The 25,990-nt window shown below is 58.1% G+C and carries 25 protein-coding genes; 11 read left to right on the top strand and 14 right to left on the bottom strand.

Annotation, left to right across the window (positions count from 1 at the left end):
• Positions 1 to 2 precede the first annotated feature (2 nt).
• A complete protein-coding gene (locus BFC21_RS18825) occupies positions 3 to 779 on the bottom strand; it encodes a gamma-glutamyl-gamma-aminobutyrate hydrolase family protein (RefSeq protein ID WP_088378606.1) in 777 nt (258 codons plus the stop codon).
• 278 nt (positions 780 to 1,057) lie between these two features.
• Here BFC21_RS18825 and BFC21_RS18820 point away from each other — a divergent pair, with 278 nt between their 5' ends.
• Both BFC21_RS18820 and BFC21_RS18815 read left to right on the top strand, forming a co-directional pair.
• The gene (locus BFC21_RS18820) at positions 1,058 to 2,434 is read left to right on the top strand and encodes a glutamine synthetase family protein (protein WP_016782819.1); all 1,377 of its coding nucleotides are present in this window, start codon (positions 1,058 to 1,060) and stop codon (positions 2,432 to 2,434) included.
• A 97-nt stretch (positions 2,435 to 2,531) separates the two neighbouring features.
• A complete protein-coding gene (locus BFC21_RS18815; RefSeq protein ID WP_120266428.1) occupies positions 2,532 to 3,176 on the top strand; it encodes a TetR/AcrR family transcriptional regulator in 645 nt (214 codons plus the stop codon).
• Positions 3,177 to 3,313: 137 nt separating this feature from the next.
• Here the strand turns inward: BFC21_RS18815 and tauD are convergent, their stop codons facing one another.
• The 4 genes from tauD to tauA are packed head-to-tail and all read right to left on the bottom strand — an operon-like array spanning position 3,314 to position 6,834.
• Positions 3,314 to 4,147 carry a taurine dioxygenase gene (gene tauD, locus BFC21_RS18810; RefSeq protein WP_088378605.1) on the bottom strand — a complete coding sequence of 278 codons (834 nt, stop codon included), beginning with the start codon at positions 4,145 to 4,147 and terminating at the stop codon, positions 3,314 to 3,316.
• A 49-nt stretch (positions 4,148 to 4,196) separates the two neighbouring features.
• Positions 4,197 to 5,033, bottom strand: coding sequence for a taurine ABC transporter permease TauC (tauC, locus tag BFC21_RS18805; protein ID WP_016782823.1), 837 nt, complete (start codon positions 5,031 to 5,033; stop codon positions 4,197 to 4,199).
• Positions 5,030 to 5,824 carry a taurine ABC transporter ATP-binding subunit gene (gene tauB / locus BFC21_RS18800; RefSeq protein WP_016782824.1) on the bottom strand — a complete coding sequence of 265 codons (795 nt, stop codon included), beginning with the start codon at positions 5,822 to 5,824 and terminating at the stop codon, positions 5,030 to 5,032. Before tauB ends, tauC begins: the two co-directional genes overlap by 4 nt.
• A 26-nt stretch (positions 5,825 to 5,850) precedes the next feature.
• A complete protein-coding gene (tauA, locus tag BFC21_RS18795) occupies positions 5,851 to 6,834 on the bottom strand; it encodes a taurine ABC transporter substrate-binding protein (protein ID WP_016782825.1) in 984 nt (327 codons plus the stop codon).
• Between the two features lie 498 nt (positions 6,835 to 7,332).
• Here tauA and BFC21_RS18790 point away from each other — a divergent pair, with 498 nt between their 5' ends.
• From BFC21_RS18790 to BFC21_RS18755, 8 genes are all read left to right on the top strand, one after another.
• The gene (locus BFC21_RS18790) at positions 7,333 to 8,715 is read left to right on the top strand and encodes an OprD family porin (protein WP_120266427.1); all 1,383 of its coding nucleotides are present in this window, start codon (positions 7,333 to 7,335) and stop codon (positions 8,713 to 8,715) included.
• A gap of 292 nt (positions 8,716 to 9,007) precedes the next feature.
• Positions 9,008 to 9,646, top strand: a complete 639-nt coding sequence (locus BFC21_RS18785) for a peroxiredoxin (protein WP_083369699.1) — start codon at positions 9,008 to 9,010, stop codon at positions 9,644 to 9,646.
• Between the two features lie 310 nt (positions 9,647 to 9,956).
• On the top strand, positions 9,957 to 10,550 hold the full coding sequence (gene ssuE, locus BFC21_RS18780; RefSeq protein WP_088378604.1) for an NADPH-dependent FMN reductase: 594 nt from the start codon (positions 9,957 to 9,959) through the stop codon (positions 10,548 to 10,550).
• A 188-nt stretch (positions 10,551 to 10,738) separates the two neighbouring features.
• Complete coding sequence (locus BFC21_RS18775; RefSeq protein WP_088378603.1) at positions 10,739 to 11,704, top strand: sulfonate ABC transporter substrate-binding protein; 966 nt, start codon at positions 10,739 to 10,741, stop codon at positions 11,702 to 11,704.
• Between the two features lie 31 nt (positions 11,705 to 11,735).
• On the top strand, positions 11,736 to 12,884 hold the full coding sequence (gene ssuD / locus BFC21_RS18770; RefSeq protein ID WP_016782830.1) for an FMNH2-dependent alkanesulfonate monooxygenase: 1,149 nt from the start codon (positions 11,736 to 11,738) through the stop codon (positions 12,882 to 12,884).
• Positions 12,885 to 12,891: 7 nt separating this feature from the next.
• Positions 12,892 to 13,698, top strand: coding sequence for an aliphatic sulfonate ABC transporter permease SsuC (gene ssuC / locus BFC21_RS18765; RefSeq protein ID WP_086795576.1), 807 nt, complete (start codon positions 12,892 to 12,894; stop codon positions 13,696 to 13,698).
• On the top strand, positions 13,695 to 14,501 hold the full coding sequence (gene ssuB, locus BFC21_RS18760; RefSeq protein ID WP_016782832.1) for an aliphatic sulfonates ABC transporter ATP-binding protein: 807 nt from the start codon (positions 13,695 to 13,697) through the stop codon (positions 14,499 to 14,501). Before ssuC ends, ssuB begins: the two co-directional genes overlap by 4 nt.
• Positions 14,502 to 14,535: 34 nt before the next feature.
• Positions 14,536 to 14,751 (top strand): molybdopterin-binding protein, encoded by a 216-nt coding sequence (locus tag BFC21_RS18755; protein ID WP_003444581.1) that lies wholly within the window; start codon positions 14,536 to 14,538, stop codon positions 14,749 to 14,751.
• 186 nt (positions 14,752 to 14,937) lie between these two features.
• Here BFC21_RS18755 and BFC21_RS18750 read toward each other — a convergent pair whose 3' ends face one another.
• The 7 genes from BFC21_RS18750 to hemF form a co-directional block, all read right to left on the bottom strand.
• Positions 14,938 to 15,195, bottom strand: coding sequence for a hypothetical protein (locus BFC21_RS18750; protein ID WP_120266426.1), 258 nt, complete (start codon positions 15,193 to 15,195; stop codon positions 14,938 to 14,940).
• A 478-nt stretch (positions 15,196 to 15,673) separates the two neighbouring features.
• Entirely contained in the window at positions 15,674 to 17,671 is a 1,998-nt protein-coding gene (gene betT, locus BFC21_RS18745) for a choline transporter BetT (protein WP_086795575.1), read from the bottom strand.
• Between the two features lie 634 nt (positions 17,672 to 18,305).
• Positions 18,306 to 19,802 (bottom strand): hypothetical protein, encoded by a 1,497-nt coding sequence (locus tag BFC21_RS18740; RefSeq protein ID WP_120266425.1) that lies wholly within the window; start codon positions 19,800 to 19,802, stop codon positions 18,306 to 18,308.
• Between the two features lie 12 nt (positions 19,803 to 19,814).
• Positions 19,815 to 20,351, bottom strand: coding sequence for a hypothetical protein (locus BFC21_RS18735; protein WP_143519025.1), 537 nt, complete (start codon positions 20,349 to 20,351; stop codon positions 19,815 to 19,817).
• Between the two features lie 286 nt (positions 20,352 to 20,637).
• On the bottom strand, positions 20,638 to 20,964 hold the full coding sequence (locus tag BFC21_RS18730; RefSeq protein WP_088378599.1) for a DOPA 4,5-dioxygenase family protein: 327 nt from the start codon (positions 20,962 to 20,964) through the stop codon (positions 20,638 to 20,640).
• Between the two features lie 70 nt (positions 20,965 to 21,034).
• A complete protein-coding gene (gene aroE, locus BFC21_RS18725) occupies positions 21,035 to 21,856 on the bottom strand; it encodes a shikimate dehydrogenase (RefSeq protein WP_120266423.1) in 822 nt (273 codons plus the stop codon).
• A gap of 22 nt (positions 21,857 to 21,878) precedes the next feature.
• On the bottom strand, positions 21,879 to 22,793 hold the full coding sequence (hemF, locus tag BFC21_RS18720; protein WP_016782840.1) for an oxygen-dependent coproporphyrinogen oxidase: 915 nt from the start codon (positions 22,791 to 22,793) through the stop codon (positions 21,879 to 21,881).
• Positions 22,794 to 22,945: 152 nt separating this feature from the next.
• Here hemF and BFC21_RS18715 point away from each other — a divergent pair, with 152 nt between their 5' ends.
• Positions 22,946 to 23,923: an NADPH:quinone reductase gene (locus BFC21_RS18715; RefSeq protein WP_088379554.1), complete on the top strand. Its 978-nt coding sequence runs from the start codon at positions 22,946 to 22,948 to the stop codon at positions 23,921 to 23,923.
• A gap of 102 nt (positions 23,924 to 24,025) precedes the next feature.
• On the opposite strand, the gene BFC21_RS18710 is transcribed toward BFC21_RS18715, so the two are convergent.
• Positions 24,026 to 24,583 carry an L-threonylcarbamoyladenylate synthase gene (locus tag BFC21_RS18710; RefSeq protein ID WP_088378597.1) on the bottom strand — a complete coding sequence of 186 codons (558 nt, stop codon included), beginning with the start codon at positions 24,581 to 24,583 and terminating at the stop codon, positions 24,026 to 24,028.
• Between the two features lie 35 nt (positions 24,584 to 24,618).
• The gene (dprA, locus tag BFC21_RS18705) at positions 24,619 to 25,716 is read right to left on the bottom strand and encodes a DNA-processing protein DprA (RefSeq protein ID WP_088378596.1); all 1,098 of its coding nucleotides are present in this window, start codon (positions 25,714 to 25,716) and stop codon (positions 24,619 to 24,621) included.
• Between the last annotated feature and the right edge of the window lie 274 nt (positions 25,717 to 25,990).

Here is a 25,990-nt window from a genome sequence, read left to right as displayed (position 1 = left end):
AGTCAGGCGTTTACTGACGCGTGTGCGTCGCGTTGTGTTGCGCGCCGTCTGCAGGCATCGCCAAATGCCTGGAAGATGGCGAGGTAAATCGGGTTAGAGCTTACCTGCCATTCGGGGTGCCACTGAACCGCCAAAGCAAAAGCCTTGCCGTCTTTGACCGATACGGCTTCGACCAGGCCGTCCGGAGCAATGGCTTCTGCGCGTAAACCGGGGGCCAACTGATCAACGCCCTGGGTGTGAATCGAGTTGACCTCGAACTCCGCCGGCAAGCCCAAGCCGGCCAATACACCGCCAGGCTGGACGCGCATGGCGTGGCTGGGTGCGTATTGCACGTCAACAGGCGCGCTGGGGTCTTCGCGGTGCTCGATATAGCCTTCGACTTCGTGCAATTTCTGGTGAAGTGAGCCACCCAGAGCTACATTCAATTCCTGAAAGCCGCGGCAAATGCCAAGCACCGGAACGCCCGCTGCCAATGCAGCACGGATCAGGGGAAGGGTCGTGCGATCACGGTCGGGATCATGCAGCGTGCCTGGCGCGCTGGCGGGGCCGTGATACAAATGGGGTTCTATATTGGAAGGTGACCCGGTAAAGAGCAGGCCGTCCAGACCGTCAAGAATATCGGTCGGATCAATCAGTTCCGCCAATGACGGAATGATCAGAGGCAAGCCTTTGGCGGCCACCGCAACAGCCCGCACATACTTATCGCCAGTGATGTGATAAGGGTGCAAACCGATCTGCTTGGTGCAGGCGGTGACGCCGATTAACGGCAGGCGTGACATGTAACACCCCGGTATTATTGCTGTTATGGGTTTGAATCGAGCTTAGCCTTGTTCATTTTTTTACACAACACCCCCGTAAAAAATACAACACGGCCCGCTCAAGCCTGCGGGCGGCACGATTTAAAAAGGGTTAATGGCGCCCTAAAAAGCGTCAAAAATGGCCTTTCCGCGCTTTTTGAGGGCAAAAAACAGGCTGCTTGACTTCGGTATGCCGTTCGGGTTGACTGAATCCCGTAGCGCTCAATGATTGATATTTTTAACAACAAAGGTGTTGCATCATGTCGGTACCCCCGCGTGCCGTTCAGCTTAATGAAGCGAACGCGTTCCTTAAGGATCATCCTGAGGTTCTGTACGTAGACCTTCTCATTGCGGATATGAATGGTGTGGTGCGCGGCAAGCGCATCGAACGCACCAGCCTCCACAAGGTTTACGAGAAAGGCATCAACCTGCCTGCCTCTCTATTTGCTCTGGATATCAATGGCTCAACGGTGGAAAGCACCGGCCTGGGTCTGGATATCGGTGACGCAGACAGAATCTGTTATCCAATCCCCGACACCCTGTGCAACGAACCCTGGCAAAAGCGCCCAACCGCGCAGTTGCTGATGACGATGCACGAACTTGAAGGTGAACCTTTTTTCGCCGACCCGCGCGAAGTACTGCGTCAAGTTGTTACCAAATTTGACGATCTGGGCCTGACCATTTGTGCCGCTTTCGAGCTGGAGTTCTACCTGATCGACCAGGAGAACGTTAACGGTCGCCCACAGCCTCCACGTTCGCCGATCTCTGGCAAACGCCCGCATTCGACTCAGGTTTACCTGATCGATGACCTCGATGAATACGTCGACTGCCTCCAGGACATTCTGGAAGGTGCCAAAGAGCAAGGCATCCCGGCTGACGCCATCGTCAAAGAAAGTGCCCCGGCGCAGTTCGAAGTGAACCTGCACCACGTTGCCGACCCCATCAAGGCCTGCGACTACGCGGTACTGCTCAAGCGTCTGATCAAAAACATCGCCTACGACCATGAGATGGACACCACGTTCATGGCCAAGCCTTACCCAGGCCAGGCGGGCAACGGACTACACGTTCATATTTCGATTCTGGACAAAGAAGGCAAAAATATTTTTGCCAGCGAGGATCCCGAGCAGAACGCCGCATTGCGTCACGCGATCGGCGGTGTGCTGGAGACCCTACCGGCTCAGATGGCGTTCCTTTGCCCTAACGTGAACTCCTACCGTCGTTTTGGCGCCCAGTTCTATGTGCCCAACTCGCCGTGCTGGGGTCTGGACAACCGTACTGTGGCCATTCGCGTACCGACCGGCTCGGCCGACTCGGTGCGTATCGAACACCGGGTTGCCGGTGCCGATGCCAACCCGTACCTGTTGATGGCTTCGGTACTGGCAGGCGTGCACCACGGTCTGACCAACAAGATCGAGCCGGGCGCACCCGTCGAAGGCAACAGCTACGAGCAAAACGAGCAAAGCCTGCCAAACAACCTGCGCGATGCCTTGCGCGAGCTGGATGACAGCGAAGTTATGGCCAAATATATCGACCCGAAATACATCGATATTTTTGTCGCCTGTAAAGAGAGCGAGCTGGAAGAGTTCGAACACTCCATCTCCGACCTCGAATACAACTGGTACCTGCACACCGTGTAAGCGCTAGTAGCCCCAAAAAAACGCCGTCGGCCTTGCAGCCTGCGGCGTTTTTTTATGCACACACGTCTACAATGCCGGCTGCCCTTAGGAGACGCTGATGTCCAGCCGCGCCACCCCCCGAAAGCCACGCGCTCGCAGCCAGGGCCGCATCGACACGATACTCGACGCTGCCCGCACGTTGCTGGCAGCCCAGGGCGTGGCCAGCCTGTCGATTTACAGCGTGGCTGAGCACGCGCAGATTCCGCCGTCGTCGGTCTATCACTTTTTCGCCGGTGTACCCGCCCTGCTCGAAGCCCTGACCGGTGATGTTCACGCCGCGTTTCGCGCCTGCCTGCAGGCGCCGATCGAGCATGAGGCGCTGAGTGGCTGGCGCGACCTGTCGCGCATCATTGAGCTGCGCATGCTGGCGATCTACAACGAAGATGCTGCGGCCCGGCAGTTGATCCTGGCCCAGCATGGCCTGATCGAAGTCACCCGGGCCGACCGCCAGCACGACCTTGAGCTGGGGCAACTGATGCATGCGCTGTTCATGAAGCATTTTGAATTGCCAGTACTGCCACAGGACGTGGACGTATTTGCTCTGGCGATGGAGCTGGGCGACCGCGTGTATGCGCGCTCAATCCAGTTGCATGAGCGCATCACCCCGCGCATGGCCGAGGAAAGCATGCGGGTGGTGGATGCTTATTTGGGGCTGTATTTGCCGCCGTTTTTGCCGAAACGTGAAAGCCCGTCAAACACCTGAGCGTCAGCCTGCATCAACGCTTGTGAGCTTGCCTTTGTGGGAGCGGGCTTGCTCGCGATTGCATCGACTCGGCTCATCGAGAGACCGCACCGCCTGAATCGCGAGCACGCCCGCTCCCACAGCAGAGGATGAGCGGCTCAGAACGGCGCATCACCCAAAATTGTCGCACGGTGCATCACGCGGCGGTTGGGGCGGTAATCGTCAACGGCGTAATGCTGGGTCACGCGGTTGTCCCAAAATGCCACGTCGTTCTCCTGCCAGCGCCAGCGGATGGTGTATTCCGGGCGGGTGGCGTGGGCAAACAGCAGCTTCAAAATCGCTTCGCTTTCGGCTTCCGACAGCTCGTTGATACGCGTGGTGAAGCCTTCATTGACGAACAACGACTTGCGCCCGCTCACCGGGTGCGTGCGGATCACCGGGTGCGACAGCGGCGGGTTGTTTTTGCGGGTCTGTTCCCAGCGCGCCAGATCTTCCGGGGTCGAGCCAAAGCGCTCCAGCGGGAATGACTTGGTGAAGTCGTGGGTTGCGGTCAGGCCATCGAGCAGCACCTGCAACGGTTTGGACAACCCTTCAAAAGCAGCAATCCCGGCGGCCCACAAGGTGTCGCCACCAAAAGCCGGCAACTGCTTGGCACTCAACACCGCGCCCATCGCCGGGGTCGGCAAAAAGGTGACGTCGGTGTGCCATACCGCGTTGTCGCGCACGTCGGTCACGGCGGTGTCCAGCACCAGTACTTCTGGCTGCTCAGGCACGTTGGGGTAGATCGGGTGAATATGCAGGTCGCCAAAGTTGGCGGCAAAACGGGCTTGCTGCTGCGGGGTGATCGACTGGTTCTTGAAGAACACCACATGGTGCTCAAGCAGCGCTTGCTCAATGGCATCACGGTGCTCAAGGCTCAACGGTTGAGTCAGGTCGACACCATCAATCTGGGCGCCCAGGGCAGAGCTAATCGGGGTAATGGTCAGGCTCATGATCTATCTCTTTATCAGCGCGCCGATTAATCAGCGTCGAGTTCTGTTGTTAGTGAGCCTGGCCGTGCCACGGCACCAGCTTGCGTTGCAGGGCGCGCAGGCCCATTTCCATGGCGAAGGCGATGACGGCGATCACCAGAATCCCCAACACCACCACATCGGTGACCAGAAACTGCGCGGCGGACTGCACCATAAAACCCAGGCCGCTGGTGGCGGCGATCAGCTCGGCGGCCACCAGGGTCGACCAGCCCACGCCCAGGCCGATGCGCACACCGGTCAAGATATCCGGCAAGGCGCTCGGCAAAATCACATGACGAATCAACTGCCAGCGCGTCGCACCCAACGACTGCGCAGCGCGGACCTTGGCCGGGTCGACGGTGCGCACACCCGTGGCGGTAGCAATCGCGATCGGGGCGAAAATCGCCAGGTAGATCAGCAGTACTTTTGACAGTTCGCCAATGCCGCACCAGATCACGATCAGCGGCAAATACGCCAATGGCGGGATAGGCCGGTAGAACTCGATCAGCGGGTCGAAAATCCCCCGGGCAATGCGGTTGTGGCCAATGGCGATGCCCACCGGCACTGCCGTCAGGATCGCAAAACCCAGACCCAGGCCGATACGGCTCAGGCTCGCGCCCAGGTGTTGCCACAACGTGGCGTCCATATAGCCAGTGGTCGCCAGCAGCCAGCCTTTTTGCAGCACCGCAGAGGGTGGCGGCAAAAACAGCGGCTCGATCAAACCTGCGGCGGTCACGGCCCACCACACGGCGAGCAGGGTGACGAGGGTCAGGACACTGATCCAGCGCGTGCTCAGGCTGCGCTTGACCGGGCGCGGGGCGTGGGGGGCAGCAACCGGGGCGGCCGCGACTGCTTCATAACTGCTCATGCGCGCTCCTGCCGCTGGGCGGCGCCGCGTTGTGAAAACACGCGCTCAAGCACGTGCTCACGGGTTTCGATAAAACGAGGGTCGGACTTGATCGAACGGGCCGACTCGCCCGCGTTGTAGCGCCGGCCGAAATCCAGGGTCAGACGCTCAACGATGCGGCCCGGGTTGGGCGCCAGCAAAATCAGGTCAGTGGCCAGAAACACGGCTTCTTCAATGTCGTGGGTAATCAGGAACACCGGTTTGTCGGTGCGCCGGCACACTTGCAGCAACAGTTCCTGCATCTGCTCACGGGTGAACGCGTCGAGGGCACCGAAAGGCTCGTCCATCAGCAATACGCGGGGGTCGGCCGCCAGCGCACGGGCCAGGCCCACGCGCTGTTTTTGACCGCCGGAGAGTTCCCAGACGCGGCGCTTTTCAAAGCCGGACAAATCCACCAGCGCAAGCATTTCACGGGCACGGGCTTCGCGCTTGTCCCGCGCCACACCCGCCAGTTCAAGGCCAAATGCCACGTTGGCCAGTACGTCTTGCCACGGCAGCAACACATCGTCCTGAAACACCACGCCGCGCTCGGCGCTCGGGCCGTGGACAGGCACGTTATCGAGGGTGATTCGCCCAGCGCTGGGTTCGACGAAACCGGCAATCAGATTCAGCAATGAGGTTTTGCCGCTGCCCGAAGGGCCAAGTGCGACCAGCAGTTGTTGAGGCCCGAGGCTGACGGAAATATCCGACAGCACTGGCTCAGCGGCGCCTGGGTACTGTGCGCTGATGCGCTCCAGTGATAACAAGGCCATGACGGTCGACTCCTCAGCGGCGTTGGTTATTGGGTTACAAAAGTGGCGTTGACCGACGGCGCGTAGTCCGGCAGTACCGCGTCGACCTTTTTCTGCTCTTTCAAGAATGCAGCGGTATCAGCCAGGGCCTTGGTGGTAGGAGCGCCCAGCAATACCACCTGGTCAGCGGCCAGCGGGTAGACGTTACCTTGCAACAGCAGCGGGATATCGGCCGCCTTGGCACCCGAAAGCTTCACGACTTTGTCGATATTGCTCTGATTGGCCAGCCAGGCTTTTGGATCCTTGTGGTAGTCCGCGTAGGCATCCAGGGTCACTTTGGCGAACTGTTTAACCACTTCAGGGTGCTTGGCGGCGTAGTCCTTGCGCACGATCCAGGCATCGAAGGTCGGCGCGCCGAGCTTGCCCAGCTCGCCGGAGGTGATCAGCACCTTGCCGTTTTCCTTGGCCGTGCCCAGTGCCGGGTCCCATACATAGGTGGCGTCGATATCACCGCGCTTCCACGCAGCGACGATGGCCGGCGGCGCGAGGTTAAGAATCTGTACTTTCGCAGGGTCGATGTTCCAGTGCTTCAGCGCAGCCAGCAGGCTGTAGTGGCCGGTGGACACAAAGGGCACCGCGACTTTTTTGCCCACCAGGTCCTGCGGGCCGTTGATGCCCGAGCCGTTGCGGGCAACCAGGGCTTCAGAACCGCCCAGCTGGGTGGCGATCAAAAAGGTTTCGACCGGTACGTTGCGGGTGATGGCCGCGGTGAGTGGGCTGGAACCCAGGTAGGCGATCTGCACGTCGCCCGAGGCGATGGCCGCAATGATGTCTGCGCCGTTATCGAATTTGCGCCAGTTGATCTTGGTGTCGGTGGCTTTTTCGTAAGCGCCGTCGGCCTGGGCGACCTTGGCCGGGTCAACGTTGGTCTGGTAGGCAACAGTCACATCCGAGCTGGCAGCCTGCGCAAAGAAGCTGGCACCCGCCAGGGACAAAGCCGCCAAAAGGCGTAGGGGAGAGTGCAGTTTCATCAGGAAGCTCCTCGGCAGGTGGCCGGATATCGGCTGGATGCGAGGTTAAATGATCTAAGAATCAGTAAATAAATAACTTTTAAGCATTAGCTTATGTAGTTCTGCAACATGCAGACACGCGCCCGCGCAATAACTGCTACGGCGATTTATCCGGCAGGTGATCAGGTCGAAGGTTTAAGAACCAAAGGCTATTAAAAGATTCATGAAATTATGTTTAGAAATTAGACAAAAGACCGATAGCATTCCCACGCGCGCGTGTAGGAGAAACCCTTCTTTATGCCTATTTGATCTGAAAAGATCAGAAACAATTCTTTTTAGGTTTATTAAATAGCCATTAATCTGCGCACAAACGACGGATGACTAGACAAAGGTCGTAGACATGATTGGTTACGATTGACTTGCCGGTCACCGTCTGGCGCTAATCGCGCATCTGTAGCACTCGGACATCAGATCCGGGGCTAAAGAACTACAAAAATTAGAAACGCAAAGGAGCAACACATGAACAAGTCCACCTTGGCCATCGCTGTGGCCGTAGGTTTGCTGGCACAACAAGCAAGCGCTGCCGGCTTTATCGAAGACAGCAAGGCCACGCTGAAGCTGCGTAACTTCTATATCAACAACGATAACCGTGATTCTGACGCAGGCTCTGCTGCCAACAAAAAAGCAGGCGTGCAAAGCAAGGTTGAAGAATGGGGCCAGGGCTTCCAACTGGACTTCACCTCCGGTTACACCCAGGGCACCGTCGGTTTTGGTGTGGACGCCATTGGCCTGCTGGGTGTCAAACTTGATTCCAGCGCTGGCAAGCATGGCAACGCACTGGGCACCTCGTCGGGCGGCTCGGTCTTCCCAAGCGACGGCAACCACGCTGTAGACGATTTTTCCAGCCTGGGCCTGACCGCCAAAGCCAAGATTTCCCAGACCGAACTGCGCATCGGTACCCTGCAGCCAAAACTGCCGGTCATCGTGACCAACGACGGTCGCATGCTGCCGCAAACCTTCCAGGGCGGCCAGATCACTTCCAGCGAGTTCAAGGACCTGACCTTCACCGGCGGCCAGATCGAGCACGCCAAGGGTCGTAACTCGAGCAACAACGAAGGCCTGTCGATTGCCGGCGCCAACGGTAGCTCGAACTACGCCAAAGGCGAGTTCGTCAACAAGTTCTACTACGGCGGTGTGGACTACAAGCTGAACAAAGACCTGTTGCTGCAGTACTACTACGGCAACCTGGAAGATTTCTACAAGCAACACTTCCTGGGTCTGGTTCACAACTGGTCCATCGGCCCGGGCGTATTGAAATCTGACCTGCGCTATTTCAACAGCACCGACGACGGCAAAAACGGTCATGATTCTGCGTATTACACCAGTGGTGATTACGCTCACAGCACGCTGGGCAACGGCAAAGGCAAGGTCGACAACAACCTGATCAGCGGCCTGTTCCTGTATACCGTTGAAGGTCACACTTTCGGTGGCGGCTATCAGGTCAGCAACGGCAGCAGCGACTTCCCGTTCCTGAACCAGGGCGACGGCGCGTCGGCGTATATCCCTACCGATATGCAGATCTCGAAATTCGCCCGCGCTGGCGAACGCACCTGGCAGGCACGCTACTCGTATGACTTCGCCAAAGTGGGCGTACCTGGCCTGACAGCGGGCGCGGTTTACCTGCGCGGCGACAATATCGACACCTACAGCGGTGGCAAGCAGACCAGCAATGGCGCTTCCGAGTGGGAACGCGATATCACCGTGGCTTATGTAATCCAGGAAGGCGCGCTGAAAAACCTCGGCTTTATGTGGAAAAACGCCATGTGGCGCAACGATATTGCCAGCCAGCGCGACCAGGACGAAAACCGTCTGATCGTCAGCTACTCGATCCCGTTGTTGTAAGCGTGATCTAGAGCAAAAGTAAGAAAAATCCTGCCCGGCGCAATGCCGGGCAGGGTGTTTACCGAAGACCTGAACGGTCAATTCGCAACACATTAATAGTCGCAGCTCCCTGCCGCTCCCCTTGCCATGCTGAGTTCACAGTGGACCCGGGGCATTGTTGCGTCCAATGAAACTGTTTTTAATATCCCTTTTAGTTCTAACCAAATCGATATTTATTCTTTTTAATTAGCTGGTGACGCAGGCAGAGTGGCTCCATCACGCCCCGCCATTGCCAATAAAAAGGAGCTGCACCATGAGCCTCAGACTCGGCGACATCGCCCCCGATTTCGAACAGGATTCCAGCGCTGGCAAGATCCGTTTCCATGAATGGCTGGGCGACAGCTGGGGCGTGCTGTTCTCGCACCCGGCGGACTTCACCCCGGTGTGCACCACCGAACTGGGCTTCACCGCCAAGCTCAAGGATGAGTTTGCCAAGCGCGGCGTCAAAGCCATCGCGCTGTCGGTAGACCCGGTGGACTCACACCACAAGTGGATCGAGGACATCAACGAAACCCAGAACACCGTGGTTAACTTCCCGATCCTGGCCGATGCCGACCGCAAGGTGTCTGACCTCTACGACCTGATCCACCCCAATGCCAGCGACACCCTGACGGTGCGCTCGTTGTTCGTGATTGATCCGAACAAAAAAATCCGCCTGACCATTACTTACCCGGCCAGCACCGGGCGCAATTTCAACGAAATTTTGCGGGTGATCGACTCGTTGCAACTGACCGACAGCCACAAAGTGGCCACCCCGGCCAACTGGCAAGACGGTGACGAGGTGGTGATCGTGCCGTCGCTCAAGGACGAAGATGAAATCAAGCGTCGCTTCCCCAAAGGCTACCGCGCCGTGAAGCCCTACCTGCGCCTGACGCCACAGCCAAACAAGTAAAACCAACCTCATACCCTGTGGGAGCGGGCTTGCTCGCGATGAAGGCGCCGCGGTTTCTTCTGATACACCGCGCCGATCCCATCGCGAGCAAGCCCGCTCCCACAAACAGGCAACCGTGTCTTCCACAGGGTTTTGGGCCGTTTCGACGGCCTTTTTTTTGCTTTCGATTTAACAAAAAGGCATATGCATTTTAAGAATAAACAAATGAACAAATATGATTTATGGATATATAAATCACCTGTTATGGTCTGTTCACTCAAGCGAAAACGCTGACAGCGAATTGCACATATTCATTCAAGGAAACGCCTAGATGCTGGTCGTGACACTCGGAGGAAGCCCAAGCCAACGTTCCCGCTCAGGAGTGTTGCTGGATCACGCCAAACGCTGGCTCAACCAGCAAGGCGTTGAAGTGGTGAGTTACCAGGTTCGCGACTTTCCGGCCGAGGACTTGCTGCACGCACGCTTCGACAGCCCGAAAATCATCGACCTGCTGCAACAGATCGAAAACGCCGACGGCCTGGTAATTGCCACCCCGGTGTACAAAGCCTCGTTCAGCGGCGCCCTGAAAACCGTGCTCGACCTGCTGCCCGAACGCGCCCTGAGCCACAAAGTGGTACTGCCCATCGCCACCGGCGGCAGCATCGCCCATATGCTGGCCGTGGACTATGCCCTCAAGCCGGTCCTGTCAGCGCTCAAGGCCCAGGAAATGCTCCAGGGTATTTTTGCCGAAGACAGCCAGATTGCTTACGGCGAAGGCAGCGCACAAGCGCAGCTGGTGCCGGTGCTGGAGCAACGCCTGCATGAGTCGCTGGAACAGTTCTACAGCGCCCTGGCGCGCCGCCCCAAGCCACTGGACCCGAGCATCCTCAACGAGCGCCTGGTCACAGCACGCTGGAGCATTTAAACCTAATTTCCCCCTGTAGAAGCGGGCTTGCTCGCGACGGGATCGGCGCGGTGTATCAGAAAAAACCGCCGCGCCTTCATCGCGAGCAAGCCCGCTCCCACAGACAGAAACACGCTTCACCACCTTACTGAACCGCTAACGGCCCAGCAGGTGCTACCCGAATCCCGAACAACAAAAAGGAGAGCGCCATGCGCCCTGTCATTTTGCGTCGTGGTCTGGTCGCGCTGTTAGCTGCGGCTGTTTCCTTTGGCGCTGTTACCCAGGCTCAAGCCGATACCCTGCGCATCGGTTACCAGAAGTACGGCACGCTGATGCTGCTCAAGGCCAAGGGCACGCTGGACAAGCGTCTGGCCGAGCAGGGCGTAGACGTGCAATGGACCGAATTCCCCGGCGGCCCGCAATTGCTGGAGGGCCTGAACGTAGGCTCCATCGACTTCGGCGTGACCGGCGAAACCCCGCCGGTGTTCGCCCAGGCGGCAGGTGCTGACCTGCTCTATGTCGCCTACGAGCCGCCAGCCCCAACCAGCGAAGCGATCCTGGTGCCCAAGGATTCACCGATCAAATCGGTGCAAGACCTCAAGGGCAAAAAAGTCGTGCTCAACAAAGGCTCCAACGTGCACTACCTGCTGGTGCGCGCCCTGGAAGACGCCGGCCTGAAATACAGCGATATCCAGACCGTATTCCTGCCGCCCGCCGATGCCCGTGCCGCTTTCGAGCGTGGCAGTGTCGATGCCTGGGTGATCTGGGACCCGTACCAGGCGGCCGCCGAACAACAGCTGCAAGCGCGCACCCTGCGTGATGCCAGCGGCATCGCCGACAACCATCAGTTCTACCTGGCCACCAAGCCCTATGCCGAACAGCATCCCAAGGTCATCGAAACCCTGGTCGATGAAGTGCGCAATATTGGCGAATGGGCCAAGGCCCACCCTGAAGACGTGACGACACAAGTCGCGCCACTCTTGGGCCTGTCTCCTGAAATCACCCTCACGGCGGTCAAGCGCCAGGGCTACGGCGCGCAGTTTTTGACCCCGGAAGTGGTCAACGCGCAGCAAAAAATCGCCGACAGTTTTTACCAGCTCAAGCTGATCCCCAAGCCGCTGGTTGTGAAAGACGTGATCTGGACGCCCCCGGCCAATCTGGCCAAAGCCAACTAACGCTTGCTGCCCCTAATTAGGAGACCACTCCATGAGCCTCAATATTTTCTGGTTCCTGCCTACCCACGGTGATGGCCATTACCTTGGCACCTCCGAGGGCGCCCGCGCCGTCGACTACGGTTATCTGCAACAAGTCGCACAGGCCGCCGACCGCCTGGGCTTTGGCGGGGTACTGATTCCGACAGGACGTTCGTGCGAAGACTCATGGCTGGTGGCGGCATCGCTGATCCCCGTGACCCAGCGTCTGAAATTTCTGGTGGCCCTGCGCCCCGGTATTGTTTCGCCCACCGTGGCGGCGCGTCAGGCAGCGACCCTGGACCGTTTGTCCGGCGGCCGTGCGTTGTTCAACCTGGTGACTGGCGGCGACCCCGAAGAACTGGCCGGTGATGGCCTGTTCCTCAGCCACGAAGAGCGTTACCAGGCCTCGGTGGAATTCACCCGCATCTGGCGCCGCGTACTTGAAGGCGAAACCGTGGACTACGACGGCGAGCACATCACCGTCAAAGGCGCCAAGCTGCTCTACCCGCCAATCCAGCAACCGCGTCCGCCGCTGTACTTCGGGGGTTCCTCCGAAGCCGCGCAGGATCTGGCCGCCGAGCAAGTGGAAATGGTCCTGACCTGGGGCGAGCCGCCGGCTGCCGTTGCCGAAAAAATCGAGCAGGTACGGGCCAAGGCCGCCAAATTGGGCCGCACCGTGCGCTTCGGCATTCGCTTGCATGTGATTGTGCGTGAAACCAACGAAGAGGCCTGGAAAGCCGCCGACAAACTGATCTCGCACCTGGACGACGACACCATTGCCCGTGCCCAGGCCTCACTGTCGCGCTTTGACTCGGTGGGCCAGCAACGCATGGCCGCCCTGCACGGCGGCAGCCGCGACAACCTCGAAGTCAGCCCCAACCTGTGGGCTGGCGTGGGCCTGGTGCGCGGCGGTGCCGGCACGGCGCTGGTCGGTGATGGCCCGACCGTGGCCGCACGGGTTCAGGAATACGCCGACCTGGGCATCGACACCTTTATCTTCTCCGGCTACCCGCACCTGGAAGAGTCCTATCGCGTGGCCGAGCTGCTGTTCCCGCACCTGGATATCGAACGCCCGGAACTGCCAAAAAGCGCAGGCTATGTGAGCCCGTTCGGCGAAATGGTCGCCAATGACATTCTCCCTAAAGCCGCGTCGCAGAGCTGAGGTCGCCATGAGTACAGGCAAGGCCTCGGGCCTCAAGAACATCGGACACACCCTGGCGCCCTGGGCCTTGCCGGTCTTGCTGCTGGCCGTGTGGCAGCTGTCCGTGTCGGCGGGCTGGCTGTCGACACGCATCCTGCCCGCGCCCAGTGCCGTGATCACGGCCGGGGTCGAGCTGGTACGCAGTGGCGAAATCTGGAAACACCTGGCCATCAGCGGCTGGCGCGCCGGGCTCGGCTTTGTGATCGGTGGCAGCATCGGTCTGGCGCTGGGCTTTATCACCGGCCTTTCGAAATGGGGCGAACGCCTGCTCGACAGCTCGGTGCAAATGATCAGAAACGTGCCGCATTTGGCGCTGATTCCGCTGGTAATCCTGTGGTTCGGTATCGATGAGTCGGCGAAGATTTTTCTGGTGGCCCTGGGGACTTTATTCCCGATCTACCTCAACACTTACCACGGCATCCGCAACGTCGACCCGGCGCTGGTGGAAATGGCGCGCAACTACGGCTTGTCCGGCTTCAGCCTGTTCTGGCAGGTGATTTTGCCAGGCGCGCTGCCGTCGATCCTGGTGGGTGTGCGCTTTGCCCTGGGCTTTATGTGGCTGACGTTGATCGTGGCCGAAACCATCTCCGCCAGCTCCGGCATTGGCTACCTGGCGATGAACGCCCGGGAGTTCCTGCAAACCGACGTGGTGGTGCTGGCGATTGTTCTGTACGCAGTGCTCGGCAAACTGGCCGACACCGCAGCACGGGGGCTGGAGCGCATCTGGTTGCGCTGGCACCCGGCGTATCAAGTGGTTAAAGGCGGTGCAGCATGACAGCTCAACAACCCCCTCGTTTGCGCCAGGGCATCCCGCTGGCCATCAATGGCCTGCAGAAGGCCTTCGGCCAGCGTCTGGTGCTACGTGATATCAACCTGCATATCCCGGCGGGGCAATTCGTCGCCATCGTGGGTCGCAGCGGATGCGGCAAAAGCACCCTGATGCGTTTGCTGGCCGGGCTGGATCAGCCCACCGCTGGCCAGTTGCTGGCGGGCAGCGCGCCCCTGCAAGAGGCCCGCGAAGACACGCGGTTGATGTTTCAGGAAGCGCGCCTGCTGCCCTGGAAAAAAGTCATCGACAACGTAGGCCTTGGCCTTAAAGGCGACTGGCGCCCCAAAGCGCTCAAGGCACTGGAAGAAGTCGGCCTGGCCGAACGCGCCAATGAATGGCCAGCAGCGCTCTCGGGCGGGCAGAAGCAGCGTGTGGCCCTGGCCCGCGCCCTGATCCACCAACCGCGCCTGCTGCTGCTCGACGAGCCGCTGGGCGCGCTGGATGCCCTGACCCGCATCGAAATGCAGCAACTGATTGAACGCCTGTGGCGCCAGCATGGTTTCACCGTGTTGCTGGTGACCCATGACGTGAGCGAAGCGGTGGCGATTGCTGACCGGGTGATTTTGATTGAGGACGGCCAGGTAGGGCTGGACCTCACGGTCGACCTGCAACGCCCACGGGTACGCGGCTCGCATCGCCTGGCTGCACTGGAAACCGAAGTACTGAACCGTGTTCTTGCACTGCCTGGCTCGCCACCTGAGCCGGAACCCGTTGCACCGCTGCCTACGCAACTGCGTTGGGCGCAATAAACCCACTTTCTATCCCAAGACAGGAATCGACACCATGACCATTAAAGCCATCAACGTTCGCAACCAGTTCAAAGGCCACATCAAGGAAATCGTGCTGGGCGACGTGCTGTCGGAAATCGACGTACAGACTGCGTCGGGCATCGTGACTTCGGTGATCACCACCCGCTCGGTCAAGGAGCTGGAACTGGTGGTCGGTAGCGAAGTGATCGCCTTTGTAAAATCCACTGAAGTGTCTATCGCCAAGTTGTAAAGCGTGGGTTATCCACACCCCTTGTGGGAGCCGGGCTTGCCCGCGATGGCTTCACCGCGCTGCAGCTTATGCGCCGCAGTGTCTGCATCGCAGGCAAGCCAGCTCCCACATTTTCGTGGCGTTTCCTGAGTTTTCTATCCGACACAAATCCCGATGGGAGCGGGCTTGCTCGCGATAGCATCGCCGTCAGGCCTCCCGCAGCGCCAGCACCCCCAACACATCGCAGCCTTGCTGCAACAACAACGACGACGCCTCGCACACTGCGCTCAAATCATGGGGGTCATGGCTGTGGCCGCTCATCAGCGACAAACAGCGCAACAAATTCTTGGCCGCCTGAATGCGCTGCTCGGCACAGGCCAGCAGGGCAGAAACAGAGGCGTTGGGATCGATCAATAAGACGTGGGAACCGACGGGATTGTCGGTTTGGGGAACGTGCTGGGACATGCTTTAACTCCTAAGAAAAGGAGCCACCTCAATCAGCTTGCACGCAGAAAGAGGGTGGCAATTGTGCGCGGGTGTGCAAGACCGGTCCCAGATAACCCGGCAGACCCGAAGATCTCCCGCGCACAACCGCCATAACGCCGATTGCAGGCGCAGAGCCTACCAAGCGAAATGAAAAGTTGGAAATCTGAGAGTCAGGCTTGCACGCCTGATCGCTGATGTTCAGCGATGGAGCGGACTATAGGCAGCCCGCCTGGGGCATCACAATGGGGTAACGCGGGTGAAAGCCCGATCCCACATAAGTGCGCGAAAGGTCTGTAGAAATCGCAGCGCCTGCATCGCGAGCAAGCCCGCTCCCACAGTTTTGACGAGGATCCACACATTGTGAGAACACCCAAAACCTGTGGGAGCGGGCTTGCTCGCGATGGCATCAGCCCGGTGACTCAGGCAGTCACAGCAGCCTGAATCACCGCCAAACCCATCAACGCACCAAATGCAAAAACTGCAGATGGCGTTCGTACTGATCAAGGATGTCGTTGATGATCTGCTCCTTGGTGTAGCCCGTCAGGTCGTAGTCCTGGCTGCCTTCGGCCAGATGCACTTCAGCTCGGTAGTAACGGCGGTTACGCAGTTGCTCCTTTTTGCCAAAGCCACCCCGGGCGAAGGACGGCGTGAAGTAGCCACGCATCTGCACCTGGTAGATAAACGGATGCTCATCACCATGACCGATTTCCAGGCTCACATTGTCGTTGGCCGGGTCCGGCTGGGTGACCACGTTCAGGCCTTTTTCCCGGAACACCGCACTCACTTCCTCAATTGCCGGGCGCACGGTGGTGTCCATAAAGCGGTACACCTCGTCCCGCGACGGGAAGTGGACGGCCTGGCTCAAGCGCTGGCGCCAGCCACCACGGCGCGAGTGCGAAACCGGCGCCAGGGAGTGGGTCTGCGCAATCTTCTTCTGCGACTCAAGGTAGAACGCCTTGTGCAGGCCCCACATCATCAGCAGCAGAATCAGTGAGAACGGCAACGAGGTCAGCACCACCGCTGACTTCAGCGCATCGATACTGCCCGAGAACAGCAGCGCACTGGTGACCAGCGCGGTCATCGCACCCCAGAACACCCGCAGCCATTTTGGCCCGTCTTCGTCGGCGTTGTTGCCACGCGCCGAGAGGGTGGACAGCACCACGGTGCCAGAGTCGGCCGAGGTCACGAAGAACACGAAGCTGATAAACACCGTGACCGCGATAACGGTCTTGCTCCACGGGTAGGTTTCAAGCAGCAGGTACAGCGTGCGCGACGGGTCGTCGATGGCCGACTGGCCAAGAGCGACCATGCCGTGGTTGAGCACCTGGTCGATGGCGCTGTTGCCGAAGATCGACATCCACGCCAGGGTGAAGCCCAGCGGGATCAGCAGCACGCCGAACACGAACTCGCGGATGGTTCGGCCACGGGAAATACGCGCAATAAACAGGCCCACAAACGGCGACCATGCAATCCACCAGGCCCAATAGAACACGGTCCAGCCGCCCAGCCAGTCGCTTGGCTTGTCGTAGGCGTACACATCGAAACTCTTGGTGGGCAACGCGCCCAGGTAGTCGCCGATGTTCTGCACCAGGGTGTTGAGCAAGTGCTGGGTGGGCCCGGCGAACAACACAAACAGCAACAGGGCACAGGCCAGCAGCATGTTGATGTCGGACATCACCCGCACGCCCTTGTCGACACCGGCAATGGCCACCAGGATCGCGGCGCCCATCATCAGCGTGATCAGGCCCACTTGCACCCATTGGGTATGGGGCATGCCGAACAGGTAATCGAGGCCGGAGTTGAGGTGCAGCACCCCGAAACCCATGTCGGCGCCCAGGCCGAACACCGTGGCGATAATGCCGAAACCATCCACCGCATAACCGATGGGGCCGTTGATGCGCTTGCCGATCAGCGGGTAAAGCGCCGAACGCAGTGCCAGCGGCAGGTTATGCCGGTAGGCGAAATAGGCCAGTGCCATGCCGACGAACGCGAACACACCCCAACCGTGCAGGCCCCAGTGCAGGAACAACAGCTGCATGCCCTGGCGCGCAGCCTCGGCATTGCCGGCCGGGCCCTGCGGCGGGTTGAGCATATGGGTGAGGGGTTCGGACACACAGAAGAAAAATAGCGTGATGCTGATCCCGGCGGCGAACAACATGCCCGCCCAGGACAGGTAACTGAACTCGGGTTCGTCGTGGTCGGCACCGAGCTTGATCTTGCCGTAGCCGGACAAGGCGGTGACGACCACGAAGATCAGATACAGGGTCATCGCTAGCATGTAGTACCAGCCGACCGTATTGGCCGCCCAGTTTTGTGCGGCCAGCAGCCATTCGCCGGCGGCGGCTGGCATGGCGATTACCACCAGGCCAAAGACCAGAATGAACGCGGCGGCGAAGTAGAACACCGGCGGGTTCATGCGGATCGAGGACGTCTCGGACGTGATCGGTACACTCATTGGATGTGCACCTTATAGAGGTAAAACGGGATCAAAAAGAGCGGATTCGGCAAGGGTTAGCCTCCTGTTGTGAGCGGGCAGCGGACCACCGGTTTAACTTGATTGCGCGTTCAAGTTAAACATGGATGGCCTTTTAGAACTAATCGCTGCCCGCAGCTGCACGCCTGATACGTTAGCTCATGGCAAGGTATGACACATGGCCATGATCATCGTTCAGCCGTTATAGCGTGGGGCTATCAGGGGATGGCGACGGCAAAAGAAAACGGGAATTTCGGGCGCTGAAAAAAAATCAAAAAAAATGTTCGCAGAAGCGCAGTGATCAAAAAATAGACTGATTTAGACGTCGATCAATAGCGCCTCAGGAAGAAAGTACCGACGAATTTATAGCTGAGGGGGGACCCTATTGATTGAAGCGGTCCCAGAGACTTATCTCGTATTGGCGCCCGCAATCTACAAGCACCAATACGAACAAACAGAGATTCACAAAGAACACCTGATAATGTTACCGATTACAGTTATAAAAAATTTTAGACTACAAACACTCTATTTCATGCATCGAAGTTAACAATAGCCCACAGATAGAAATCCATCGACAGATCAAGCATGCTTTCTTTCAACGGACATTTATATCAATTTAACTTTTCAATGTCTCTGCCGATGGCTCATCGGGAGTTATCGTCGAAAAATTAACGGCCACTGCTTCTTTAATTTCACCCTTTTGAGTAAAACCACTGACACCTACAATATCATTACCATTTCGAGCATCTGCTAATGGCCTTGTATAGTTCAGATCAATCTGTGAAATACTTAACTCGTCCAGCGAATGTAACTCGCTTGGACTAGTCGACTCAATGCTGCTTTGGCCATCATGATTGGCATCAACCCAAACCCTCACATCGCCCCAGCGTTCATCCTGGTTATCAAATTTAAGGTCTTTGTTGCTATCCAGGCTGCGCAGTGCATCAAATGCATTATTAAAGGTTTTTTTACTCGGAGAATCACGGCTTCCTTGTTCAGCACCAAAATACTCTGACATCAACTCCGAGACATTATCAATTTTTCCGTTTCCATCAAGGTCCAAAACAACCATACCTTCGTCAGGGCTGTTCCACCCCGTTTGCACCTTCTCGCCATCATTGTTCATGTCGAAATGAACAGGAGAGGTATGAGGGTTGGTGAGTTTTACTCCGGCCCCACCCAGATCCAAAATCAAAGGGTCTACTTTGTTTTCTAAGACGCATTTCATTCTTGCAATTTGTTCTGGCGTTATATAGTTGAGACCTCCAACACTTTCCAAAGAAATATCAACATTAGCAGCTGGCCTTTCGATATTTGTCACAGGTACCCCTCCGCCTGTGCTGTAGCCGTTCGATGCAGAAGTAGCGCCACCTGCCCCCCCACTTCCGCCACTGTCAAGACTACCAGCCGTACTGTTACTTATACCGCCACCTGGAACTACAGGCAGTGAAATATCAACTTCCACACCTTCTACTAATAAATCTTCAAATACTATCTTTATTACAAAAGGTATAATCATTGAGGCATTGCCAAAATGCTTTTCGAAAATCATCCCAATAGCAGCGGCATTTTGTATAAATACCGTGGCATAATTTTCCATTTGCTCTAAAAAAGTACGGCCCGGAATCTCAACGTAATTATGCCCTAGTCCACCCATCCACACAGGAAACTCATCACCGAGCGTCCCGCCCCATTGCCATGGTTCCAAACCTAGGTGGTTTACTGCGGCTTGCACGTCTCTTTCAATAATCTGTTGAATTGGCAAGATACCTTTAGCATGAATAAACTCCGCAATAACTTGATGGGCTAGTTTATCAGACGCATTTTTATACATACGCGAAGTGAATTTTCTTCCGGAGCGCTCAACTGCATATCGCATGGAATTGGAAACCATTTCGCTTACAAAGGTTCCGTCAATATTGTTGATGGATTTTGCAGCAATAAGCCAGTTAGCCGTCATCAACATCTGGTCTCTCACTTCGCCATCGGCCTGGTTGGCAATGGCTTTTTGAGCAACATTATATAAGTAATGGTATCCTCCCGCGTAGTCTTTCACGGCGAGTCTACGTTCCAGGTATTTGATATCCGCGGGTGTAAGAGGTATTTGCACCATATTGGCGCCTCCTTAGTTAATTAAAAAACGATCCAGAAAACTCAACACAAAATTATCGACTTCTTTAAGGTTGGAAATCTCACGCCTAAACAAATAGTCAACCCCAAAAATACTTTTGTACGCTCTCTTTCCCACATAAATAAGGTCCCACTCATATATGTAAGCATTGCTTCCATCACGACCCGCAACTCTATAAGTCTTTTCACTATCCTCTAACAGTTCAACCCCATCAAAAGACGCAATGGTTTTTAATGTTCGGGTGGCTCGATTTATATCAAACGGAGGAACGGATATAGGAAATAGAACTAGCACCATTACATTGTAAGATTTATTTTTATAGTCAACCAACTTCATGGACGGATACTCAACACGGAGAGTGACCACACTTTCACCTTTAAAATCAATAAGCTCACAATCCTCATCCGAAACATCAAAGGAAAAAACACTGATATTCGTTTTTTTATTAACAAACGTGCAAGCTGCATGGCTGGGCATTGAGCCCCAAGCAAACACCAGTGATATAAGCCCACCTAGAAGATATCTACGCACTACCAGCCTCCAATATTACTGATGTATCGCCTTATCCACAGGAGGATTAAATACAGCCACCTGAAACATTTAATCTCCAGAGCACAGCGCGAAAAATGGTTTTGGACGTGTTATTTCCATACACCATCCAAGATTCAATATTAAAAATCTTATTGCCCTGAAAACTTTAGGCCTAGTATCAAAATATGACCACAGCGAAGCCGCCGTACTTACTGTCGGATATTTCCGTAACTAAAAATAGTATGTAGGAGAGGGTTAAACCGGGCGCTGAACTGCGCGCCCCCGTTTAAAAAACAGACAAGTCCAGCGGCCGAATTGCGCCCATCCAGATAGCATGGTCGGTGTGGTCCAGCAGGTCGTTGCCGGTATCGGGATGCAAGAACACCACCAGGCCGTGCCGGTTGAGCGCCAGCCACGGCAGGACGATGCCGATCAGTTCAGGACCGAAGGCCAGCTGGCAGCTCCAGTCCGGGTGCGGGCCCACCGGGCGTTCGTGGACGCGGCCCATGGTCACGCCAAACAGGCGCCTGGCCTCTTCGCCCAAGGCGCGCGCCTGGTCGATGGTCGAGGCGTCGAAATAGAGGTGGGCGTGGTAGCCCTTGATTCGGTGCATAAGTACCTCGTTGAAAATGCCCTCACCCCAGCCCACTCCCGGAGGGAGAGGGCTGGGGTGAGGGTGTGCCTTAAAGCGCCAGCAATCGCCGCAACTCAGCCAGCGCGGGGGCCGTGTCTGGCCGCACCCCGCGCCACAGGTAGAACGCTTCGCCGGCCTGTTCGGCCAGCATGCCCAAACCATCCATCACCTGACCCGCGCCATGCCCGCTGGCCCACACGCAAAACGGCGTCGGCTCCTTACCGTACATCATGTCGTAGCACAGGGTCTTGCCCGGCTCGATCAAGCTGCTGGCAATGGGTGGCAGTTCGCCGCTCAGGCTGGCCGAGGTGGCGTTGATAATCAGGTCGACCGGCTCGTGCAGCCAGTCAAAACCGCTGGCCGCCACCGGGCCCAGGTCGCTGAACAACTCGGCCAGCAACTCGGCTTTTTCAACGGTGCGGTTGGCGATAGTCACCGCGGCCGGCCCTTCAGCCAGCAGCGGCTCCAGCGCACCCCGCACCGCACCGCCCGCGCCCAGCACGAGGATGCGTTTACCCTTGAGGCTGAAACCGGCATTGACCGTCAGGTCGCGCACCAGCCCCGCACCATCGGTGTTGTCCCCCAGCAAGCTGCCATCGGCCAGTTTGCTCAGGGTGTTGACCGCACCTGCCCGTTGCGCCCGTGCGGTCAGGCGGTCGGCCAGGCGGTAGGCGTCTTCCTTGAAGGGCACTGTCACATTGGCGCCACGCCCCTGCAGGAAAAACTCCGTCGCGCAGCCGGCAAAATCATCCAGCGGCGCCAGCAAGGTGTCGTACTGCATGGCCTGGCCGGTTTGTTCGGCAAACAGGCGATGCAACACCGGGGATTTGCTGTGGGCAATCGGGTTACCAAAAACAACGTAACGGTCCATCAGGCAAGCTCCTCGGGCAGTGTCAGGCGTTGGCCAACCAGTCGCGGTCTTGCAGGAAGTAATCCGTCAGACGCGCTTCCGGGCTACCCGGCTCGGCTTTCCAGTCGTAGGCCCAGCGCACTTGCGGTGGCAGGGACATGAGGATCGATTCTGTACGACCGCCCGATTGCAGGCCAAACAGGGTGCCACGGTCATAGACGAGGTTGAATTCGACGTAACGACCCCGGCGGAATTCCTGGAATTCTCGCTGCTGGGCGGTGTATTCGTCGTTTTTACGGCGTTGAACAATCGGCAGGTAGGCGTCGATATAAGCATCGCCAATGGCGCGAATAAACGCAAAGCAGGTGTCGAAATCCCACTCGTTCAGGTCATCGAAAAACAGGCCGCCGATACCGCGCGGCTCGTTGCGATGCTTGATATGGAAGTAAGTGTCGCACCAGGCCTTGTAGCGCGGGTACACATCGGCACCGAATGGTGCGCAGGCCTGCTCGGCCACGCGGTGCCAGTGTATGCAGTCTTCTTCAACACCATAGTAAGGGGTGAGGTCAAAGCCGCCACCGAACCACCAGACCGGCTCTTCACCTTCTTTTTCGGCGATGAAAAAACGCACGTTGGCGTGGGACGTTGGTACATGGGGGTTGTGCGGGTGGATCACCAGCGACACGCCCAGCGCCTCAAAGCCACGGCCCGCCAGTTCAGGACGGTGGGCGCTGGCGGATGGCGGCAAGCCGCTGCCAAATACGTGGGAAAAGTTAACGCCACCTTTCTCGATGACGTGGCCGTTTTCGATCACTCGTGTACGACCGCCACCGCCCGCCGGACGTTGCCAGGCGTCTTCAACGAATTGCGTGCCGCCGTCTTCCGCTTGCAGTGCGTTGCAAATGCGGTCTTGAAGGTCGAGCAGGTAGGCTTTTACAGCCTCGGTGCGAGTAGTCATGACATCACCTTAAATCGGGCAAAGCGACGCGGCGTGCGGGGCCGGCGGCAAAGGGCCGCTAGCATAACACCGCACCCAGCTTCGCCGCAGTTGACGAAGATCACGCTTAGGCGTTGGATGGTGGCTTCGTGAAATGAGCGAGGACAGTGCAGATGGCAAAGCGTATCCAGTTTCGGGCCCACGGCGGCCCCGAAGTACTTGAGTATGTCGACTACCAACCCGCCGAACCGGGCCCGCAGCAGGTGCGGGTACGCAACCAGGCCATCGGCCTGAATTTCATCGATACCTATTACCGCGGCGGCTTGTACCCGTTGCCTGAGCTGCCGTCCGGGCTGGGCAATGAAGGGGCGGGGGTTGTCGATGCCGTGGGCAGCGAGGTGCGCAATGTCAAGGTGGGCGACCGCGTGGCCTATGGCACCGGACCGCTGGGGGCGTACAGCCAGTTGCATGTATTGCCCGCAGCCAATGTGGTGAAGCTGCCCGAGGATATTTCCTTCGAGCAAGCCGCCGCCGTGATGCTCAAGGGCCTGACAACCCAGTACCTGCTGCGTCAGACTTATGAACTCAAAGGGGGTGAAACCATCCTGTTCCACGCTGCGGCAGGGGGCGTCGGCTCGATTGCCTGTCAGTGGGCAAAAGCCTTGGATGTAAAACTGATCGGCACGGTCAGCTCGGCCGAAAAAGCCGCACACGCCAAGGCCCTGGGCGCATGGGCAACCATCGACTACAGCCACGAGGATGTAGCCAAGCGTGTACTGGAATTGACCGACGGCAAGAAGTGCCCGGTGGTTTACGACGGTGTAGGCAAGGACACCTGGTTAACGTCATTGGACTGCGTGGCGCCACGGGGGCTGATGGTCAGCTTTGGCAATGCGTCGGGCGCGGTAACAGGGGTCAATCTGGGGATTTTGTCGCAGAAGGGTTCGCTGTATGTGACTCGGCCGACACTGGCGTCCTACGCCAATAGCGCCGAAAACCTGCAAGCGATGGCCGATGAGCTGTTTGCGATGATCCGCAGCGGCGCCATCCAGGTTGATATCAGTCAGCGGTTTGCGCTGGCTGATGCGGCCAAGGCGCAGACAGAACTGTCGGCACGCCGAACCACGGGATCGACGATTTTGTTGCCTTAAAACAAATGTCCCCCTGTGGGAGCGGGCTTGCTCGCGATGAGATCGCTGTGGTGTACCTGATACACCGCGGCGGTCCCATCGCGAGCAAGCCCGCTCCCACCACTACGCCGGGCGTACCACTTTGCCGGTCGCCAGATCGCGGATCAGGCTCGGGTTTTTGCGCCCGCCCAGGTTGCCGCCCAATACATGGTCGATTTGCCCGCGGAAATACTGCTCGACCTTCAATCGCGTACGCGCCGCCGGTAAGCCCGCCGGGTTGGCGGAGGTGGATACGATCGGCCCCACCAGCGCGCACAGCTCGCGTACCAGTGGGTGATCGCTTACCCGCAGCGCCACCGTGTCGTGTACCCCGGTGATCCACTCGGGCAACAAGCCCTGATGTGGCACCAGCCAGGTGTTCGGCCCCGGCCAGGTGCTGGCCATACGGTCGATCCATTCCTGGGGGAAGTCTTCAAACAGAAAGTCGAATTGGTGGATGTTGTCTGCCACCACAATCAGGCCTTTATCCACAGGCCGCGACTTGATCGCCAGCAACCGCTCGACCGCTTCCTCATCCCAAGGGTCGCAACCCAAACCCCAGACTGCCTCGGTTGGATAGGCAATCACCGCGCCTGCGCGAATGGCTCTTGCAGCTTGTTGGACGCGCCAGGTGCTGATCATTGAATGTCTCCAGATATATGCTGCGCGCAGTGTACTTAGCTGGCGCGAGCAAACCAACGCCCACCCTCGAGTACAACGTGCCCCGCCAGTTCAAGCTCGGTCAAAGTGGCCAGCAATCGGGGCAGATCCCAACCACTGGCGTTGACCAGCGCTTCGCTGGTGCAAGGCGCTGCCTGCAACAATTGCACTAATGGATGACAGCTTGGTGTAAGCGTTTGTGCTGTGGATATCGGCATCGAGCGCCAACCCCGCAAGCCTTCAAGGATGTGCTCGACGGTTTCGACAAGCGTAGCGCCATCACGGATCAGTTGATGGCAGCCACGCGCCCCCGGGTGATGGATGGAACCGGGCATGGCGTAGACCTCGCGCCCCTGCTCGGCGGCGAGCCGGGCAGTAATCAGCGATCCGCTGGACACGCTGGCCTCGACCACCAGCACGCCAAGGGACAAACCGCTGATGATGCGGTTACGCCGGGGGAAGTTGGCGGCTTGCGGCCCGGCGTCCAGGGGAAACTCCGAAACCACCGCGCCAGCGCCGTGAATCATGGCGTCTGCCAGGGCGCGATGGCGCTGTGGATAAAGTTTTTCCAGACCTGTGCCCAGCACCCCCACCGTCTGCCCGCCAACGTCCAGGGCAGCCTGGTGCGCCGCGCCATCAATGCCCAGCGCCAGCCCGCTGGTAATCACAAAACCTGCGCCTGCCAGGCTGCGGGAAAAGGCTGTGGCGGTGTCCAGCCCTGGCCTTGAGGCGCGTCGGCTACCGACCATCGCCAGCTGCGGCTTTTCCAGGATCGATGGCTCGCCCGCCACGAACAACAGCGGCGGGGCATCGCTCAGCTCACTCAACAACGCCGGGTAAGCGGCCTGGTCATGCAGCAGCACATGGTGTCTGGAGCGCTCAAGCCAGCGCAATGCAGCGCTGGCACCCTCGCGAACTTCAGGGCTGCGCCGCGCCTGGGCGCAGGCCTCGGGCAGCCCCAGGGCGCGCCAGGCACTGGCAGGCGCGCTAAGAGCAGAGCTGGCCGAGCCAAAGGCGCTGAACAGGCTGTAGTAGCGCCGTGGCCCGACGTCGGGCAAGCGGTGCAAACGCAAGCGGGCCTCCAGCTCTGCTGGGGATATTTCTGACGGTGGCATAGGATCATCCTTGATCGATTATTCCATCTAGCTGTAAGGAACAAGCTGTGGATAAGTCTGTTGACAAGTTGTTTGGCAAATCATGAAAAGGGCTGGATTGAGTGCCCCGGCAAAACTTGAAACGCCAGCTTCAAACCCAACATTAGTTGAACGTCACCCATAGGCCGGGCGCGTTGGTTTCAAATTAAGACATGCCGTGTGCAGCCCGGCAGCTAGTCGTTTCATCCGCGGGTGAATCCCTTTATTATGTGTACTCGCGTGAAACGCCTGAGCC

The organism is Pseudomonas sp. TMW 2.1634, from assembly GCF_001703595.1.
Taxonomy (GTDB): domain Bacteria; phylum Pseudomonadota; class Gammaproteobacteria; order Pseudomonadales; family Pseudomonadaceae; genus Aquipseudomonas; species Aquipseudomonas fragi.
This window is presented reverse-complemented; position numbering and strand designations above follow the sequence as displayed.

Bases quoted from the DNA above. Each gene is read 5' to 3' on its own strand.
- BFC21_RS18825 (WP_088378606.1), bottom strand. From the start codon at position 779: ATGTCACGCCTGCCGTTAATCGGCGTCACCGCCTGCACCAAGCAGATC.
- BFC21_RS18820 (WP_016782819.1), top strand. From the start codon at position 1,058: ATGTCGGTACCCCCGCGTGCCGTTCAGCTTAATGAAGCGAACGCGTTC.
- BFC21_RS18815 (WP_120266428.1), top strand. From the start codon at position 2,532: ATGTCCAGCCGCGCCACCCCCCGAAAGCCACGCGCTCGCAGCCAGGGC.
- tauD (WP_088378605.1), bottom strand. From the start codon at position 4,147: ATGAGCCTGACCATTACCCCGATTAGCTCTGCCCTGGGCGCCCAGATT.
- tauC (WP_016782823.1), bottom strand. From the start codon at position 5,033: ATGAGCAGTTATGAAGCAGTCGCGGCCGCCCCGGTTGCTGCCCCCCAC.
- tauB (WP_016782824.1), bottom strand. From the start codon at position 5,824: ATGGCCTTGTTATCACTGGAGCGCATCAGCGCACAGTACCCAGGCGCC.
- tauA (WP_016782825.1), bottom strand. From the start codon at position 6,834: ATGAAACTGCACTCTCCCCTACGCCTTTTGGCGGCTTTGTCCCTGGCG.
- BFC21_RS18790 (WP_120266427.1), top strand. From the start codon at position 7,333: ATGAACAAGTCCACCTTGGCCATCGCTGTGGCCGTAGGTTTGCTGGCA.
- BFC21_RS18785 (WP_083369699.1), top strand. From the start codon at position 9,008: ATGAGCCTCAGACTCGGCGACATCGCCCCCGATTTCGAACAGGATTCC.
- ssuE (WP_088378604.1), top strand. From the start codon at position 9,957: ATGCTGGTCGTGACACTCGGAGGAAGCCCAAGCCAACGTTCCCGCTCA.
- BFC21_RS18775 (WP_088378603.1), top strand. From the start codon at position 10,739: ATGCGCCCTGTCATTTTGCGTCGTGGTCTGGTCGCGCTGTTAGCTGCG.
- ssuD (WP_016782830.1), top strand. From the start codon at position 11,736: ATGAGCCTCAATATTTTCTGGTTCCTGCCTACCCACGGTGATGGCCAT.
- ssuC (WP_086795576.1), top strand. From the start codon at position 12,892: ATGAGTACAGGCAAGGCCTCGGGCCTCAAGAACATCGGACACACCCTG.
- ssuB (WP_016782832.1), top strand. From the start codon at position 13,695: ATGACAGCTCAACAACCCCCTCGTTTGCGCCAGGGCATCCCGCTGGCC.
- BFC21_RS18755 (WP_003444581.1), top strand. From the start codon at position 14,536: ATGACCATTAAAGCCATCAACGTTCGCAACCAGTTCAAAGGCCACATC.
- BFC21_RS18750 (WP_120266426.1), bottom strand. From the start codon at position 15,195: ATGTCCCAGCACGTTCCCCAAACCGACAATCCCGTCGGTTCCCACGTC.
- betT (WP_086795575.1), bottom strand. From the start codon at position 17,671: ATGAGTGTACCGATCACGTCCGAGACGTCCTCGATCCGCATGAACCCG.
- BFC21_RS18740 (WP_120266425.1), bottom strand. From the start codon at position 19,802: ATGGTGCAAATACCTCTTACACCCGCGGATATCAAATACCTGGAACGT.
- BFC21_RS18730 (WP_088378599.1), bottom strand. From the start codon at position 20,964: ATGCACCGAATCAAGGGCTACCACGCCCACCTCTATTTCGACGCCTCG.
- aroE (WP_120266423.1), bottom strand. From the start codon at position 21,856: ATGGACCGTTACGTTGTTTTTGGTAACCCGATTGCCCACAGCAAATCC.
- hemF (WP_016782840.1), bottom strand. From the start codon at position 22,793: ATGACTACTCGCACCGAGGCTGTAAAAGCCTACCTGCTCGACCTTCAA.
- BFC21_RS18715 (WP_088379554.1), top strand. From the start codon at position 22,946: ATGGCAAAGCGTATCCAGTTTCGGGCCCACGGCGGCCCCGAAGTACTT.
- BFC21_RS18710 (WP_088378597.1), bottom strand. From the start codon at position 24,583: ATGATCAGCACCTGGCGCGTCCAACAAGCTGCAAGAGCCATTCGCGCA.
- dprA (WP_088378596.1), bottom strand. From the start codon at position 25,716: ATGCCACCGTCAGAAATATCCCCAGCAGAGCTGGAGGCCCGCTTGCGT.